General features: G+C 55.5%; 14 protein-coding genes. 10 read left to right on the forward strand and 4 right to left on the reverse strand.

Annotation, left to right across the window (positions count from 1 at the left end):
* Positions 1–209: 209 nt before the first annotated feature.
* From J7M22_18130 to J7M22_18175, 10 genes are all read left to right on the forward strand, one after another.
* The gene (locus J7M22_18130) at positions 210–497 is read left to right on the forward strand and encodes a BMC domain-containing protein (protein MCD6508524.1); all 288 of its coding nucleotides are present in this window, start codon (positions 210–212) and stop codon (positions 495–497) included.
* A gap of 6 nt (positions 498–503) precedes the next feature.
* The gene (gene pduL, locus J7M22_18135; GenBank protein MCD6508525.1) at positions 504–1448 is read left to right on the forward strand and encodes a phosphate propanoyltransferase; all 945 of its coding nucleotides are present in this window, start codon (positions 504–506) and stop codon (positions 1446–1448) included.
* Between the two features lies 1 nt (position 1449).
* Complete coding sequence (locus J7M22_18140; protein MCD6508526.1) at positions 1450–1749, forward strand: BMC domain-containing protein; 300 nt, start codon at positions 1450–1452, stop codon at positions 1747–1749.
* 10 nt (positions 1750–1759) lie between these two features.
* Positions 1760–3076, forward strand: coding sequence for a 4Fe-4S dicluster domain-containing protein (locus tag J7M22_18145; GenBank protein MCD6508527.1), 1317 nt, complete (start codon positions 1760–1762; stop codon positions 3074–3076).
* Between the two features lie 12 nt (positions 3077–3088).
* Positions 3089–4129 (forward strand): GGDEF domain-containing protein, encoded by a 1041-nt coding sequence (locus J7M22_18150; protein MCD6508528.1) that lies wholly within the window; start codon positions 3089–3091, stop codon positions 4127–4129.
* 60 nt (positions 4130–4189) lie between these two features.
* Complete coding sequence (locus tag J7M22_18155; protein ID MCD6508529.1) at positions 4190–4717, forward strand: 4Fe-4S dicluster domain-containing protein; 528 nt, start codon at positions 4190–4192, stop codon at positions 4715–4717.
* Positions 4718–4728: 11 nt separating this feature from the next.
* The gene (locus J7M22_18160) at positions 4729–5565 is read left to right on the forward strand and encodes a CoB--CoM heterodisulfide reductase iron-sulfur subunit B family protein (GenBank protein MCD6508530.1); all 837 of its coding nucleotides are present in this window, start codon (positions 4729–4731) and stop codon (positions 5563–5565) included.
* The gene (locus tag J7M22_18165) at positions 5517–10019 is read left to right on the forward strand and encodes an FAD-dependent oxidoreductase (GenBank protein MCD6508531.1); all 4503 of its coding nucleotides are present in this window, start codon (positions 5517–5519) and stop codon (positions 10017–10019) included. Before J7M22_18160 ends, J7M22_18165 begins: the two co-directional genes overlap by 49 nt.
* A 440-nt stretch (positions 10020–10459) precedes the next feature.
* A complete protein-coding gene (locus J7M22_18170; GenBank protein ID MCD6508532.1) occupies positions 10460–13354 on the forward strand; it encodes a hypothetical protein in 2895 nt (964 codons plus the stop codon).
* A 41-nt stretch (positions 13355–13395) separates the two neighbouring features.
* On the forward strand, positions 13396–14826 hold the full coding sequence (locus J7M22_18175) for a B12-binding domain-containing radical SAM protein (protein MCD6508533.1): 1431 nt from the start codon (positions 13396–13398) through the stop codon (positions 14824–14826).
* On the opposite strand, the gene minE is transcribed toward J7M22_18175, so the two are convergent.
* From minE to larA, 4 genes are read right to left on the reverse strand one after another with little or no spacing between them, the layout of a single operon-like run.
* The gene (minE, locus tag J7M22_18180; protein ID MCD6508534.1) at positions 14793–15092 is read right to left on the reverse strand and encodes a cell division topological specificity factor MinE; all 300 of its coding nucleotides are present in this window, start codon (positions 15090–15092) and stop codon (positions 14793–14795) included. The two genes, J7M22_18175 and minE, sit on opposite strands and share 34 nt — an antisense overlap.
* Before the next feature lie 3 nt (positions 15093–15095).
* Positions 15096–15899, reverse strand: a complete 804-nt coding sequence (gene minD / locus J7M22_18185) for a septum site-determining protein MinD (GenBank protein MCD6508535.1) — start codon at positions 15897–15899, stop codon at positions 15096–15098.
* A 33-nt stretch (positions 15900–15932) separates the two neighbouring features.
* On the reverse strand, positions 15933–16622 hold the full coding sequence (minC, locus tag J7M22_18190) for a septum site-determining protein MinC (GenBank protein MCD6508536.1): 690 nt from the start codon (positions 16620–16622) through the stop codon (positions 15933–15935).
* 4 nt (positions 16623–16626) lie between these two features.
* Entirely contained in the window at positions 16627–17901 is a 1275-nt protein-coding gene (larA, locus tag J7M22_18195) for a nickel-dependent lactate racemase (protein ID MCD6508537.1), read from the reverse strand.
* Between the last annotated feature and the right edge of the window lie 117 nt (positions 17902–18018).

Consider the following 18018-nt stretch of genomic DNA (forward strand, 5'->3'; position numbering starts at 1 on the left):
AAATCTAGGCAGCATAAGGGTTTTTGAGCAAATTCGCGATAGATTAGAGCGCGAATTTCCTTTGAATCACTTACACCATCTAAGCCTTTCCCCATCTGCATTCTTCAAAAGTTTTTGCGAAGTCCTGCTTTCGGGACTGTTGACTTTCAAGAGCTTTTGATGTATACTTGAATCGCACAAAACCGGCAAGCTATGTCTGGAGGATTTCAATGGGAGATGCTCTGGGATTGATTGAGACGAGGGGTCTTGTCGCCAGCATTGAGGCAGCCGATGCTATGGTCAAGGCTGCCAACGTCACACTTGTAGGCTGTGAAAAGGTGGGCGGTGGACTGGTGACCGTCATGGTCAGAGGCGATGTAGGAGCCGTTCAGGCCGCCACTCAGGCCGGTGCCGAGGCGGCCAGACGTGTCGGCGAGCTTATCTCCGTCCACGTCATCCCCAGGCCGCATGCGGAAGTGAGCAGAATGCTTGAGAGCATGGGCGAGATGACAGACTGATAAACGATGCGTGAGGCAGAACTGGTCGAACTCATCACGGAGAGGGTTTTAGAGGAGCTTTGTATCTCCTGCGGCTTTTGTGCGACAAGATCATGTTCAACCGTCCGCGCTTGTGATCTTGTCGCACAGAGGCATAAGGTTCCAGTCGGCATCTCCGCCCGCCATATTCACATCACACCCGAACATCTGGAAGTTCTCTTCGGAGGAGGAGCGCAGCTGACACATCATGTCGATCTCTACCAGCCAGGGAATTTCGCAGCGAAAGAAACCGTCACCATAGTCGGGCCGAGGGGGGCGATAGAAAGGGTTCGGATCCTAGGTCCCCTGAGGGATTACACGCAGGTGGAGCTCGCCCGAACGGATGCCGTGAGGCTTGGGCTTGATCCGCCCGTGAGGGATTCGGGCGATTTGGATGATGCCGCCCCGATCACTATCGTCGGACCCAAAGGATCGATCTTCCTCGAACACGGCGCCATCATAGCTGCCAGGCATATCCATATGCCCGTTGAAGATGCCGAGAGAATGGGACTCACCTCTCAGGATCTCGTCTCCGTCAGGGTCCCCGGCGAGAGAGGACTGACATTCGAGAACGTCAGGCTCAAGATAGGCGAAAATGTCTTGCTCCAGCTCCACCTCGACACCGACGAGGGGAACGCAGCGGGGCTGCAGGGAGGCGAGGCCGTGGAGATAATCCTCCCGGATGGAAGCATATTCTCACCGTCCGAGGAGGTAGCGGTGGAGGAGAGGGAGCCGATTGTGGAAACGGTCGAGTTCAAACCGGAAGGTCAACGGGGCAAACCGGTCGTGACAGCCTCCTTTATAGAGTCGCTATCCCCACAGGTTAAACAGCTCCTGGTTCCAAATCCCGTCATCATCACCCCGTTGGCGAAGGATGCCGCCCGTGAAAAGGGAATACAGATCGTGACCAAAGAGGGCAGGAGGCTGATCTGAGATGGCGATCAGGGTGGAGATGATAAACGCTCCTACTGAGGGCACCATCAGGCGGCTATGCAGAAGGATGAGATATCTGGAGGCGCAGGAGAGGGAGGTCATAGAGTCCAGGAGATGGGGTGCCGTGGCGCTGATACAGGGGCCGTTGGCGGAGATATTCGCCGCCGCCGATAAAGCCGAAAAGGCGGCGAACGTGATCGTCGAGGAAGTTATCGGAAATTGCCCCCAGCAGATAATCGTCATGGCGATTTTCGGCGACACATCCGCCGTCCAGGCCGCCGTTGACGCCATAAGAGGCTAGGGGGGTTAAGGTGCCGTCGCTGGTCGATCTGGTAAGGGAAGCAGGCGTCGTTGGAGCCGGTGGCGCCGGATTTCCCACCCATGTCAAGATAGATGCTAAGGTCGATACCGTTATAGCCAATGGGTCGGAGTGTGAGCCACTGCTGCACGGGGACCAACACCTCATGAAAGCCGAACCTCAGAGGATAATCGAGGGACTCCAGGCTGTTGTGCGCCACACCGGCGCCGAGCGCGGGATCGTAGGCATCAAGGCCAAATACGCCGAGGCGAAGACGGCTCTCAAGGAGGCAATGACCGGATACGAGGGATTGGAAATCTTCGAACTTCAGGATTTCTATCCCGCCGGTGATGAGTTCTCGCTGGTATATGAGATCACAGGAAGGGTGATACCCGAAGGCGGCATACCGCTTCAAGTGGGAACCTTGGTCAACAACGTCGAAACTCTCTACAACATCGCAAACGCTATCGAGGGAATACCCGTGACACATAAACTCGTCACCGTCACGGGAACCGTTGCAAAACCGCTTACGATGAAACTCCCTGTCGGCATCAGCTATGCTGAGGCGATAGAGCTGGCGGGAGGAGCGACGGTTGAGAATTACATCCTGCTGGACGGCGGTCCGATGATGGGGAAAGTTGTGGAGGACCCATCGTCGCCGATCACCAAGACCACAAACGGAGTGCTGCTCCTGCCCAGGGATCACAGATGGGTGCGAAAATTGATAGCGGAAGATCGAACGGCACTTAAGTTCTCGATGATATGTTGTCACTGCAATATGTGCACCGATATCTGTCCCCGGAATCTGCTCGGACACGAGATATATCCCAGCCGCACGATGCGAGCGATGGCACTTTCGAGTATGATCGATATCAGCTCCTACACGAACGCCTTCCTCTGCTCTGAATGTGGGCTGTGCGACTTCATCTGCCCGTTAGATCTCCTCCCACGTGAGGTGAACGTCATGCTCAAGCGCAGGCTCTCAGAGGCAGGGGTTAAGAACCCTCACCGACGTTCAGAACTCAAGCCTTCGCCTTTCAGGGATTACAGGAAAGTGCCCACCGGCAGGTTGCTTTTGAGCTTAGGATTGAAGGAGTTCGACTCTCCAGCTCCGATGGCCGATTTCCAGTATGAACCTGAACATGTCAAAATTCCGCTCAAGCAACACATCGGAGCACCTGCCATACCTATAGTTCGAGTCGGTCAGAAGGTGAAGTTCGGTCAGCCGATAGGCGAGATCCCTGAGGGCGACCTGGGAGCGAGGATTCATGCTTCTATCTCCGGAACGGTGGTCTCGGTGGATGAAAGATTTATCTCGATAAAACGTTGAGGTCGGGAGATTATGTCTGACGCGAGAGATCTATATTTCGATTTAGTTCAAATGGCGGTTTCGAGCGATCCCCTTTTCAAGGTCCAAGAGGAGCTGGCGCTTGCTCCTCTTGAGATAATCGGAGCCGATAAATGTACGCTTTGCACGCTCGATCCGACGATGATCACCTTTGAGGTGGTCATGGCAAGGGGATTTCTTAAAGAGGGGAGTTTCAGGGAGGGGGATGAGTATGAGTTCAGCAATACCCCCAGGTATATCAGAGATGTCGTCACGACTAGATCTATTATACATATCGAGGATGTTCACTCCGATCCCAGGGTGGATGACGTCAGGGCCTCAGAGGGAGGATACATCTCCCTTACCTCGCTTCCTCTGATCGCATATGGATCAACCCTAGGAGTTCTGACGTACTACTATCCCAAGCCTAAATCCCTATCGACCGAGGAGGAGAAACTGCTAAAAGTCACCTCATCTCTTTTGGCCATCAGGATTCAAAAGGCGAAGGCCGATGAGGAGTATGAGGCATTGGCTGAGGAGTTGGAAGCCAGTTCAATAACCTGCCCGTTGACGGGGCTCTACAACAGAAGATTCTTTCTCCAACGGCTTCAGGAGGAGGTCAGCCGATCCCAGAGATATAACAGACCGCTTTCGCTCCTCATCTTCGACATAGACAACCTGGAGGAGATAAATGAGACCTACGGCGGGCCGATAGGGGATGCCGTCCTGGTGGAATTCGCCAAGCTTCTCTCACATGCTATCAGGATCTCAGATATAGCGGCCAGATATGGGGGAGATGAGTTTGCTATACTGGCGGTTGAAACGGGATTGGAGGGCGCAAAGGCGATCGGGGAGAGAATCGTCACCCTGATCGGGGAGAAAAGAATATATGAGTTTGACGTGGAGATATCGGTAACCTGCTGTGTTGGGATAGCTTCTATGCCTTCCTCCTCCATATTTAGCGGCGATCAGCTTATAAAAGCCGCCCTCCAGGCGCTTGCCAATGCCAAACGCACAGGAAGGGGTAGTGTGGGAATCGCTAAAACGGAAGGGTAGATTTAAGGATTCAAAACCAATCGGACCATCCGACAGGTGTATTTCAGGGAGAATCGAGAAATGGAGGATATCCTCAGGCGCATAAATGAGGAAACGGGACAGGATCTGGCGCTCTGCTTCCAGTGCGGCAAATGCTCATCAGGGTGTCCCGTGGCCGACTCGGCCGACTATACCGTCAGCCAGATCGTCAGACTCTTACAACTGGGTAAAACGGACAAGGTCCTCTTCTCATCGATGATCTGGATCTGCACAGGCTGTGAGACCTGCGGGGCAAGATGCCCGAACGACATAAACATGGCCCCCGTGATGGATTTCTGCAAACAGCTCGCGCTCGAAAAGGAGATCGAGATACCCGAAAGGAGGATCGAAACCTTCCATAGAACCTTCCTTAAAGAGCTCAGGAGAAAGGGGAGGATGCATGAGGTAGGGCTGATCATGGGATACAAGCTGAGGACGAAGGACCTGTTCTCGGACTTGATGCTGGGAGCGGGGATGTTCCTCAGGGGGAAGCTTAAACTCTTGCCGTCCAGGGTTAAGGGAAAGGACTACAGGGAGCTCATCGAGTCGGTGAAAGGAGAGAAGGGATGAGCGAGGGGAAACTGAGATTCGCCTATTTCCCCGGATGCTCACTTGAATCCTCGGCCAGGGAGTTCGATGAATCGACGAGGGAGATATGTAAGGCGCTCGGCGTGGAGCTGGTTGAGATTCCGGACTGGAACTGTTGCGGCGCCACATCCGCTCACAGCCTCGATTCCACCCTCGCCCTCGCCCTGCCCGCCCGGAATCTCAGGATAGCCGATCGGATGGGACTTGATATGCTGGCGCCATGCGCCGCCTGTTTCAATAGGGAAAAGATGACCGCCGTGCAGTTAGCTGAGGACGAGTCGCTCCGGGCGAAGTTCCTCGACGGGAAACCGCTCTCGATCGGCGTGCGACATCTTATTGAAGTGCTGGCAAGCCCTCCTCTTCTGGAGAGGATCAAACGATCGGTTCAAAAGAAGCTCGGATTGAAGGTGGTCTGCTATTACGGATGCCTGCTCGTGAGACCCCCGGACGTTGTGAGCTTCGACGACGTCGAAAACCCAAAGATGATGGACGATATAGTGCGCGCCATCGGCTGTGAAGCCCTGGATTGGTCGTTCAAAACGGACTGTTGTGGAGCGGGGCTGTCGATAGCCAGAACCGATCTGGTCCTGAAGCTGGTCGCCAGATTGATCGAGATGGCCCATGAGGCCGGAGCGGATTGTATCTCAGTGGCTTGTCCGATGTGTCACGCCAACCTGGATGGCAGACAAAAAGCCGCCGTCAAGCGGTTCGGCATCCAGACCATGCCTGTTCTTTACATCACCGAGCTCGTGGGAATGGCTCTCGGACTGGATCCTGAGAGATGGTTCAAAAGACATATGATTCCGGTCAGACTCCAGGGGAAAAGATGATCGGCTCGGTTATGGTCATAGGCGGCGGGATAGCCGGGATGCAGGCCGCTATGGACCTTTCAGAGCAGGGGTATTTCGTATATCTCGTTGAAAGGGAAAGCGCCATCGGCGGCATGATGGCGGGACTGGATAAGACCTTTCCGACCAACGACTGCTCCATGTGCATCATGTCCCCCCGACTCATAGATCTCGCCCGAAACGAAAACGTTCAGATCATCACAAACGCCGATCTATTATCGGTCGAAGGTAAGCCCGGCCGGTTCAGCGTCAAGCTGCTCCAAAGACCAAGGTTCGTCGATCTCGAGAGATGTAACGCCTGTGGCAAGTGCTTGGAGGTCTGTCCCGTCGAAGTTCCGGACGAGTTCAACCTCGGTATAAACCGGCGCAGGGCGATCTACAAACGTTACCCTCAAGCCGTTCCGGCGGCCTTCGCCATCAGCAAGGAGGATGTTCCCCGGTGCAGATCGGCCTGTCCCATCCACACCAACGTTCAAGGCTACATCGCCATGATCGCCCAGGGTAAGTTCGAGGAGGCCTACAGGATCAACAAGGAGGTTAATCCCTTCCCCTCCATCTGTGGCAGGGTGTGTCATCATCCCTGTGAGGAGGCGTGTCTGCGGAACAGGATAGACGAGGCGGTGCCGATTCAGTTTCTCAAGAGGTTTGTGACGGACTGGGTTTTCAAGAACGGACTTGCCGAGCGGCTTGAGCCGATGCCCGAACGTCCCAATTCCTCCGGCAGGAGTGTGGCGATCGTTGGATCGGGCCCGGCGGGACTATCCGCCGCCAACGACCTCGCGATGCTGGGCCACTCCGTCACGGTCTTCGAGGCGCTCCCGGTGGCAGGTGGGATGTTGGCCGTGGGAATACCGGAGTATCGGCTGCCAAAGGAGATACTGAACAAGGAGATAGAGCTCATAGCCCGCAAAGGGGTGGAGATAAAGCTCAATACGCGGGTCGGCCAGGACATACCGCTTCGTCGGCTCGTGGAGGAGTATGATGCCGTATTTATCGCCGCCGGCGCCCACCATGGCAGGAAATTGGGCGTCGAGGGCGAGAACCTTCGAAATGTGATAGAGGCTGTGGACTTTTTAAGACAGGTCAACCTTAACCGATTCCCCCGCGCGTTGATCCGCAATGCTAGGGTCGCCGTGATCGGCGGGGGGAACGTCGCGATGGACGCCGCCCGAACTTCGATTCGCCTTGGCGCTAAAGAGGTGACGGTTTACTACCGTCGATCGCGCCGCGAGATGCCGGCGGATGAATGGGAGCTGAGGGAAACCGAGGAGGAGGGCATCAGGTTTGAATTCCTCACGGCGCCGCTGAAGTTCATCGGCCGATACGGCAAGGTCCGGGAGATGGAATGCATCAGGATGGAGCTGGGAGAACCGGATGAGAGCGGCAGGCGCCGTCCCGTTCCCATCCCCGGATCGGAATACAGGGTCGAGGCGGATGTGGTGATCCTCGCCATAGGACAGCGGCCCGATGGCGAGTTTATGTTGGAGATACCCGATATCAGGCTCTCCAGAAACGGGTTCATAGATGTCGATCCGAAAACCCTGTGGACAGGGGTGCCGAAGCTGTTCGCCGGAGGCGACATCGTCACCGGTCCGGCCACCGTGACGGATGCCATCGCCCAGGGCAAGAGGGCTGCCAGGGCCATTCACAGATATCTCAACGGCGAGGAGATGGGAGAGCCGTTTCAATGGGAGCTCAAAACCAGGGACCTGCCGCCGATAGAGGAGGAGGTTCTGCCTCCCACCGAACCGTACGAATCCCCTAGAGCCGATATCCCGAGGCTTTCACCCGCCGACAGGATCAGATCCTTCGATGAGGTCCAGCTCGGATTCGACGAGCGGACCGCCATAGAACAGGCCAAAAGATGCCTCAACTGCGGCATCTGCTCCGAGTGCATGCAATGCGTCCAAGTATGTCAAGCCGAGGCGATAGAACACGATCAGACCCCACGGACCCTCGACCTGGAGGTGGGGGCGATTATACTCGCGCCAGGATACTCCACCTTCGACGCTAAACTCCGCGGCGAATACGGATATGGCAGATATCCCAACGTGATAACCTCCGCCGAGTTCGAAAGATATCTCAGCGCGTCGGGCCCCACAAACGGACATGTGATCAGACCCGGTGACGGGAGGGAGCCTAAGAAGATCGCCTTCATCCAGTGCGTCGGCTCGCGTGATGTGACCGGACGTGGTAATCCCTACTGCTCCTCCGTCTGCTGCATGTACGCGACCAAACAGGCGATCATCGCAAGGGAACACCTCCCCTCCCTGGAACCGACCATCTTCTTCATAGACATGCGCGCACATGGCAAAGGATATGAGAGATACTATCGCAGGGCGCAGGAGGAGTTCGGCGTCAGATTCATCAGGGGGATGATCTCATCGGTCAAGGAGCTCAAACGCACGGGAAACCTGCTGATACGATATGTGGATGATTCGGGCGAGGTGATCGAAGAGGAGTTCGATATGGTCGTCCTATCGGTGGGATTGGAACCTCCAAAGGGGATCTCCGATCTGGCTGAAAAGCTAGGAGTTGATCTTAACGAGTTCGGATTCATAAGCGTAGATCGATACGCGCCGACTGAGACGAGTCGGCAGGGGATCTTCGCCTGCGGGGCGGCGGTTGAACCTCAGGACATACCCTCCAGCGTGGTTCAGGCGGGAGCAGCGGCGTGTATGGCCGCCCGGATGCTTTCGGAAAGCCGTGGAACGATGATCAGAAGGCGGGAGTATCCGCCTGAAAGGGATATCCGGGGCGAGCCGCCCAGGATCGGCGTCTTCGTCTGTCACTGTGGCAACAACATCGCCGGCGTGGTGGACGTCAAGGAGGTGGCGGAGCATGCCTCGAAACTCGAAAACGTGGTCCTGGCGGAAACCCTCCTCTACGCCTGCTCGCCGGACGGGTTGAAACGCATCCGCCAGGCCGTCGAGGAGATGAACCTCACGAGGGTGGTGGTCGCCTCCTGCACCCCCAGGACGCATGAGCCGGTCTTCCAGAACGCCATCCGTGAGGCGGGGCTGAACAGATATCTATTTGAAATGGCGAACATACGGGATCAATGTTCATGGCCGCACATGCACGAACCCGATAGGGCGACGGAAAAGGCCAAGGAGTTGGTGGCGGCGGCCGTCGCTAAGGCTCGGCTGCTGGAACCCTTGGAGGAGATCAAACTGCCCGTCACGAAATCGGCGCTGGTGATAGGAGGCGGTCCCGCCGGTATGACCGCCGCCCTGGCGTTGGCCGATCAGGGATTCCCCGTCCATCTGGTGGAACGGAAGGACGAGCTGGGAGGCAATCTCAGACATCTCAGATACCTCCTCGATGATACCGATCCGCATCACCTGCTGGAGGATATGATCGACAGGGTCAAGAGCCATCCGTTGATCTCCCTGCACATGGGATGTGAGCTGATCGACGCCGAGGGGTTCGTCGGTAACTTCAAAAGCCGAATCGCCCCCAGGGAAAATCCGGACGAGCCGATCGAGATAAGCCACGGAGTGACGATAATCGCCACGGGAGCCGAGGAATACAGGCCGAATGAATATCTCTACGGTGAGTCGGAGAGGGTCATGACCCAGAGGGAGTTCGAGGAGAGGCTGGCCTCGGGCCGGATGGAGAGGCCGAAAAGGCCGGTGGTCATGATCCAGTGTGTCGGGTGTAGGAACGAGGAGAGGAACTACTGCAGCCGGATATGCTGCTCGGTGGCGATCAAAAACGCCCTTAAGCTCACAAAGATGTATCCCGACCTCCCGGTCTACATACTCTATAAGGACGTCCGAACCTTCGGATTCCGGGAGGAGTTCTACAGGGAGGCCCGACGGCGAGGCGTGATCTTCCTCAGATACGATGATGAACACAAGCCCTCCTTACGGGACGAGGGCGATATCATCAGGGTGAGCTATCGTGATCTGAACTCCGGGGTCGAGGGTGAGATCGAGGCGAGCTATATCATCCTGAGCGCGGCGGTGGTCAGCGATGGGGAGGCAAAGCGGTTGAGCAAGATCTTCAGCGTGCCGATAGATGAGGACGGTTTCTTCATGGAGGCACATGTCAAGCTCAAGCCGGTGGAGTTCGCCACTCAGGGCGTATATGTCTGTGGGATGGCCCATTCGCCGATGTTCCTGGATGAGAGCATGGCACAGGCGATGGCGGCCGCGTCCAGAGCAGCGACCGTTTTGAGCAAGGATGAGCTTCCGGTGGAGAGCATGGTCGCCGTCGTCAATCCTCTTAAGTGCGTCGGATGTCTGGCATGCGTCAGCGCGTGTCCCTATCAGGTGCCGAAATTCAACGAGGAAAAGAGCGTTGTGGAGATAGAGCCGGCGGAATGTCACGGATGCGGTGTGTGCGCGGCGGCCTGTTTCGGCAAGGCGATAACGCTGAAGAAGTTCGAGGATGAGCAATTGGCCGAATCGATCGACGCATTGCTGTGGTGAAATAAGGAAAATGCGGAAATTGTTAACTAATTGCGAACCTATCTGACGAGGTCGAACCGCCAGGTATGACCACGTCCTTCTTAATCCTTTGTTCGAACTTCCGCCGAAGCTCAGCCCAGAGGATGGTCGAGAGTCAAGAGTCGAGAGACAAAAAAGACCGCTCATATTGTGTAGCAGAGAGAGGAACTAGGAGTAGAAAACGTTACAACGTTAAACGTTGAACGTGCAACGGATTTCCCTTCACCTCGCTCCTCCTCATGGATAACCACTACACTCAAGGGAAATAAGAGCGAACTAAATAAGCGGAAAGAAGATTGGTTATGTCTCTGAGACATCAGCGAACGCTGCTCAGCGTCCTTTTAACCCTTTTAGTTGGGCTGCCGGTATATGCGGCTTTGACCGTGTATCATAATACGTTGATACGGTATGGAGGTGAGGTTGTGAGCAAGAGACCATATGAGCTCGACTGGGCCGGGCGGTATCAGGATGATCATCCACCTCTGGTTGACTTTGAGAACCTGGAGGGCTGGCACGTGAAGGTCAAGGACGCCGTGGCGAAGTTCGAGCGAACAGACGAACAACAGATATGGGATAGCTTCGTGGGTAAGCTTACCTACCGTTCCGCCGGGGCTGATCCTGAGGTGACCATCCTGCCGCCACATCCTATTGAAATCCATCGGCCGTTCGATGCGGTCACGGTATGGATATACGGCAATAACTGGGCCTGGGCACCGGATCCCACCACGCCACAGGTCGATGTGATCGCTCTCTTCGAGGATGTTGAGGGTAAGCCCTTCGAAGTGTACATGACGCGCGTGCGATGGAAGGAGTGGTTCCTGGTCCACCGTCGCCTGACGCCGGAGCTGATCGAGCGTGTCCGCGAGGGAGGCAGATTCCTCGGTTTCCGAATCACAAACGGACATAACAAAGAGGATCGATCGCTGTATTTCGATAACCTAGCGGTTTTCGTGGAACAATTTCCTCCGCTGAAATTCAAGCCGCGGCCGAAACGCGGGATCGATATGTTCCCAGGTCAAACGGTTGGGACGAACACCGGCTCTGGCCGGCTTCCGTTTCCGACGCGGAAAGAGACGATCCTTCCGCCGAACACGACGAAGAACTTTTCAACAGGGGTTATCGAGAGCGAGGGGGCTTTCCTGCTAACCTACTCCGGTGACGACGGCGAGCTGATTTACCGTATTGAGCCGAGGACAGGGACCTTCTCCGATATCAGCGCTCACTGGAGCGGATATCCGGGATCGATCAGGCCGTGCGTGGACGGTGGGGTCTATCTCGTCATCGGCGGTGAGACCGTCGCGCCGGAGAAGGCCGATCATCTGGGCAGCCATATTGAAGGCGATGTGGTGGTTTCCCAATGGCGCCTTTCGGCCGGTAATGTCTCGGCCGAGGTGACATATCGGTATCGTATCTGGAACAAGTCGCTGGTCATTGAGGTGCTGGCACCGGGCGGAAATGTGGGGGAGGTGCGGTTCGGAGCAGCTGAAGGTCTTGAAAACCCGCGTCTGGTGACCAATCCGTATTATGTATACAGCCCCGGTCGACCGGCGGTGGTCGTTTTCGGACCTGAAGACAAACCGCTTTTCCTGGCGGGCGCCATCGACTGGTATCTGTCCAACGCTTCCACAGTTTGGGCGCAGAACGTTATCTCGGACGGCAAGGTGCTCTACAACGGCGGCACGCGCTACATTCCCAAGACCGATGGGGAACGTAACGGTTGCTATGAGCGCCTCTTCATCACCATCGCTCCGCGTTACGAAGAGGTTCTGCCGATCATCCCCAATCCGATTTCTCCGTGGAAGCATATCACCGGCACGCGCGTCTGGCGGGCTCATGGCGCTAGCAACCGCGAGAGGGATAAGGGGTACTGGACGCGCGTTCACCGCTATGGCATGACGCAGATGGTGGTCACCGACCACGAGACCATGTGGCGGGACGGCGGCGAGAGCTTCACATTTCGCACCAAAGCCGCTCCGGGCAAAGGCGGCGATGAGGGTCAGTATGAGTACACCCGTTTCATGATTGACAAGCTCGGTTTCGTCTACGGTCCGTACAACAACTTCACCGACTTCGCGCCGGTCAACGAATACTGGGATATCAACCGCGTCTCGCGCACGCCGGACAATCAGCTTCAACGGGCCTGGGCACGCTGCTACGCGCCGAAGCCCGCGTGGGCCGTGGAGATGTGTGAGAGGCTGGCTCCCATCATTCAGGATAAGTTCCACTTTAACACCGCTTATTGCGACGTACATACCGCCGTGACACCATGGGGTCGTGTGGATTATGACCACCGTGTCCCCGGCGCGGGAACCTTCACGGCGGTGTTCTACTCCTTCGGCGAAATCATGCTGCTGCAGAAAAAGGCATGGGGCGGCCCCGTGTACTCTGAGGGCAATCACCACTTCATGTACTGTGGTCTCACCGATGGCAACTACGCTCAGGATCAGGATTACCGTATCGCCGACAATCCGTGGCTTGTGGATTTCGATCTACGTCGCCTGCATGATCTATGTTGTAATTTCGGTATGGGCAACCCCGGGATGTTCTATGTGCGTAAGGGTCCGGAGGAGTACGGCGGCATCGACGCTTATGTCGACCGGTTCCTCGCCGCCACCGTAGCCTTCGGCCATCCGGGTTTCCTGGTGATGAGTGGCGGTTTCGATAAGGCCCTGCGGAGCTATTATATGATCCAGCAGCTCGCCAGCCGATATACCCAAGCCAGCGTTGGGGAGATCCGTTATGTCGACGAGCACGGACGGCTTCTCGACACGACCATGGCCGTGGCCACAGGGGCCTATAAGCGATCACAGGTCGTCGTCAGATATACCAACGGCTGCGTCGTGGCGGCCAACGGCAATAAGACAGAACGCATGAAGGTGGAGGCTTTCGGTCGTAAGCTGGACCTACCGCCGAACGGCTACGCCGGATGGAGCGAGGACGGCGATATCGATGTTCTCAGCGCTGATGTAGATGGCCATCGCTTCGATTACGCAGCAACGCCAACCTACATATATATCGACGGACGCGGACACTTCGTGCGAATGCCGAAAGCCGCGGGCAATGGCATCGGAGTCTGCCGAATCCTCGGTGACAACAGATGCGAAATTATCCTCTACAACGGCTCCAAATGTGGCTTTGCCATCGACGCGACCGATGCCACCGCTATTGACTATAACCGTAAACCTATCGGTAAGGTTGAGCTGCGCCGCTCATGCGGCCTTATCTACGTAACGCCTATGAAAGGAGCATTTAGCTATATCCTCTCAGGCACTCATGATAGGAAAGGGAAAGGTAGGGATCCCTCCTCGGATATCTAACTCTTCGTTCAGCTTGGATCCGTAAGCTACAGATGATGAAGGTGTTGCTGATCTTCCCGGATGTGGATGAGCCTTTAAGCGCCTTTGGCACACGTATTCGGAGCTATGCTCCGCCGCTCGGCCCGCTATATCTCGCCGCCCACCTGAAGGAGCGATTCCAGGTGGAGTTCCTGGATTTCTCCGCTGGAGGTTTCGATCGATCGAGGCTTGAGCGGTCGCTAAACGGGGCTGATGCGGTGGGGATCTCCGTGACGAGCTACACGAGAGATCAAGCCATCCGGCTTATCGAGATCATAAGATCGGTAAATCCCTCTATCCCTATAGCCCTGGGCGGGCCGGAGTTCGATCCATATCATCCCCATCTGCCTAAAGGGGCAGACCTTGTGGCGTTCGGCGAAGCGGAGCTGACAGTTGTGAAGATCTTCGAGGCCCTCACACAGCCTGAACCCCGCCGCGACGAGATGCTTTCGGGATGTCCCGGCGTGATCTTCAGGGATAGCGCCGGACGAATACGCCATGGCCGACCATATCAGCCCAACCTCGACCTCGATTCACTCCGTGAACCTGAAAGAGGAATCGCTGAAAAAGACTTATACACGATCTTCGGGCTGAGAAATCCGGGCGTGGGCGCTTCCATCGTAACCTCGCGAGGCTGCCCCTTCAGATGCCGTTTCTGCACCCGATCCGCCTTCAGGCTTGACGGATATAGGGAGCGATCGGCCGAAAACGTCATAGATGAGATAGAGAGGATCTATCAACAGGGATATCACGTGCTCTACATAGTGGACGACAATTTCACGGTCAATATCAGAAGGGTTAACAGGATATTGGATGGGATCATATCCCGCGGGATAAGGTTGGCAATCCTAGCACAAGGGAGGGTCTCGACGGCATCGGACGAGCTTTTCGCCAAGATGAAAGAGGCCGGTTTCGTCTTGATCTCCTTCGGTCTGGAATCTGGAAACCAGGATGTGTTGGATTTCTATCGCAAGGGGACGACCGTAGAACAGGGGATCAGAGCGGTGGAATTGGCCGATAGATATGGGATCTTCACCAGCGGAAGTTTCATACTTGGTGCTCCGATAGAGACGGAAGCTCATCTGGCTCGGACGGTAAGATACGCTTATGAGATTCCACTCGACGTGGTTTTCTTCAGTGTGCTCAATTACGCGAGAGGATCGGATCTATGGGCCGAGGCGGTGGATAAGGGGTTGATAAGGGAGGATGAGGAAGAGGTGCTCGCAGACAGCGCCAGAGGATTGGGACGATTTCCCTCCGAATATCTCAAAAGGAGGGCTTCGGAGGCACAGATCCGATTTTACCTCAGGCCGAAGCTATGGATGAGATACCTTCGAAAGCTTGGAGGATATAAAAACCGTAAATTCGTGAGGTTGCTCGTCAGGGGATTTCTGAGGTTTTGGTGCGATTTCGCCTCCGATCAGCTTTCGGCCTGGACGGGTTCCTCAGGCTGAATCTTCCTCGTCTTCATGCTCAGAATCGGTATGTTAGCCACGAGCGCTACTGACTCGTCCTCCCTATGCAGGTCGACCTCAACCCCTTCGACGTTTATCTCAAAGTATTTCGATAGCAGTTTCAACATCTCCTCTTTCAGCACATCTATTATCTCCGGATCGACTCCCGTTCTATCCTGTATTATGACCAGTTTCAGCCTGCTCTTGGCGATCTGTCGGCTTTCGGGCTGTTTTCTGAGAAACTTGAGTATTCTGTCGAGTATCAAGGTTCACCCCCTTCCGTTCTTGCCGAAGAACCTTCTGATTTTAGCGATCAGACCCTCGGGCTCGATGATATCCCGGAAATCCACCTCTTCTCCCTCCAGTTTTCTCGCTATCCTGCTGAAAGCCTCGGCGGCGATCGAGCTCGCATTCAACATCAGCGGAAGCCCCCTGTTAGATGAGATCAAGATGTTCTTATCTTCGGGCACGATCCCTAAAAGCTCTATGGCGAGTATCTCAAGCACATCCTCCTGGCTGAGCATATCTCCCTTTTTGACCATTTGGGGGGAGAACCTGTTGAGGATCAGGCCCGGGTTCTGAATACCCTCATTTTGAAGCAGTCCGATGATCTTATCGGCGTCTCTGACGGCGGCGACGTCCGGCGTGGTAATGACGATCGCTTCCTCAGCCCCTGCTGCAGCGTTTTTGAATCCCCTCTCGATACCGGCCGGCGAGTCTATCAGGACGTAATCGAACTCCTCCTTAAGCTTTCCGCAGATCTCCTTCATCTGCTCGGGCGAGATATCCTCCTTGTTGGCCTTCTGCGACGCTGCGAGCAGCTTCAGGTTTGGGATGCGTCTGTCGGTGACAAGCGCCTTTTTCAGCTCGCACTTGCCCTCGATGACGTCCATCGAGGTGTAAACCACCCTGCTTTCAAGCCCCATAACCACGTCCAGGTTTCTCAGTCCGATGTCGGCGTCCACCAAAGCCACGCTCTTTCCCATCTTGGCAAGGGCTGTGCCCAGATTGGCGGTGGCGGTGGTCTTGCCGACACCCCCTTTGCCTGAGGTGATAACGATAGATCTTCCCATGAACTCTATCTCCCCTCCTTGATCGGATAAATTTCACTTATATCTGCTGACCACGATCCTATCGTCCTCGATTCTGGCGATCTCCATCGCCGATCGGAATCGCCTTCGTCTTCCCCCCTCCTCCGGTCGGATGCTTATGCAATCGGCGATCCTTATCTGGACGGGATCGAAGTTCAAGGCGGCTATTACGGCGGATCTATCCCCCAGTGCTCCGGCGAAGGCCCTTCCCCTGAGAGAGCCCAATACGATGATATCGCCGGAGGCTATCACATCCGCCCCCGGGTTGACATCTCCCATCAAAATCACGCTACCCTCCAGGAATCTCTCCTCCTGTCCCGCCCTTAAAGTTCGCTTGACCAGTCGGGCGTTGGCCGTCGGGAATTCCTCCAACATCTCGGCCACCTCGCTCCGAACCGGCTCAGCCTTTTCAAAGGCGGGTATATCGAGAACTCCTGCCAGGCGTCTCGTCTTGGTGGATGAGGAGATGATACCCTGGATCCTCACATCGAACTTTCTGAGGAGCACGTTCTGAAGCCTTCGGATATCGTCGTCCGAAAGGGCTCTCTTGCCTGCATCCAGCGTGATAGCACTTCCGACGATGAAGTCCCCTAAACCCTCGAGCTTTTTGATCAGAGCGATCTCCACCTCGGCCAGAGGAACCTCCTCATCTATTATGACTCTCAATCCTCCTCTATATCCTTTAAGTTGGATCAACTCCTCCATTCGGTCATCTCCTCACCATTGGAAGGACATATGGTCCCTCCGGCACAGCATATACCCTGGCACGGGACCCATGTTTTCCAAGCGCCCGATCGAGCCCTTCCTGCGGAGAACGAAGTGGAATGACGAAGAGTTCCTTCAGGGTTTCGTAATCTATCCCGGTCGAGTAACAGTAAACCTCAGCTTTTCTCAGCACCTTTACCAGCTCCTCAAACTGCCACTGATCCACGACGAATTTATCCAGATCATAAAGGTCTCGTATGAATTTGTCAAGGTCTTTCGTCTCGATCATAAGCTTTGTGAAGGGCTCGCTGCCTATCCCCTCGCTGCATTCGGCTATAAGGATTATCGTTCCGCCGGGTTTAACCACGTCCAGAACACCCACGGCTCCCTTGATCGCCTGATAGAAGGTGGTATCCAGCGGATATCCCGCCGAAGATGTGACAACGATATCAGCAGGCTCATCCACCACCACCTTAACGGCCTTTTCGCAGAACCTTACTCCGGCCAGATGGGCCTCCACAAGATCCCCCGCGAATACCCCCGTTATCCGACGTTTCTCATCTATGGTGACGTTGAGGATGAAATCCACGCCAGCCATCATGGCCACCTCCGTGGCCTCCTCGTGAAAGGGGTTGCCCTCCAGTATCCCCGGAGCGGCCCGCTCATCCTCCAGCAACATCGGACCGTGGGCGTATTTCATCGTCTCCACTGAGGATATGCCGGGGCAGATAGACTTTCTGCCGCCGGAGAAACCCGCCATCAGATGAGGTTCTATCAGGCCGGTAAGTATTTTCAAATCAGCTTCCAGATAGGTTCTATCGAGGTATACAGGCGTGCCCCGTTTCGTCCTGCCCAGATAAAGGTGTGTCTCGGGTTTGCCGGAGTAATGATTGACGATCCTGTAATTCCGCATGATCTCCTCACCCACCAGCTCCTTAAGCTCATCGCCCAGATTGGGCCGGTGGATACCGGTTGCTATGAGGATTGCGATCCTCTCCCGTGAGATTCCGCTTTTCTCAAGCGTCTCCAGGATAGGTGGCAGGATTATCCTATTCGGTACCGGTCTGGTTATATCGGAGATCACCACACATGCGGAGCTTTTTCCCCTAGCAAGCTCCGAAAGCGGAGGAGTTTTTATGGGACGTCGCAGGGCGGTGTATACGGCGGAGACAGGATCATCTATCGGTGAAACCGGATTCATCTTCAAAATTCCGCCGAGGTTTTCATCCGGAATCTCGATCTGCACCTCTCCCCTGCCGAACCTGATGGGAACCTTCACCTGAACACCTCCAGGACGTGGTAGCTAAATTATAAATCAATACTTCGCCTAAGTCAATTCTCCGTCTAAACATCTTTGATCCAGCCCCGCCCGGAACATTGACGGAGAGAAATCGGT

This window comes from Candidatus Poribacteria bacterium (genome assembly GCA_021162805.1).
Taxonomy (GTDB): domain Bacteria; phylum Poribacteria; class WGA-4E; order B28-G17; family B28-G17; genus JAGGXZ01.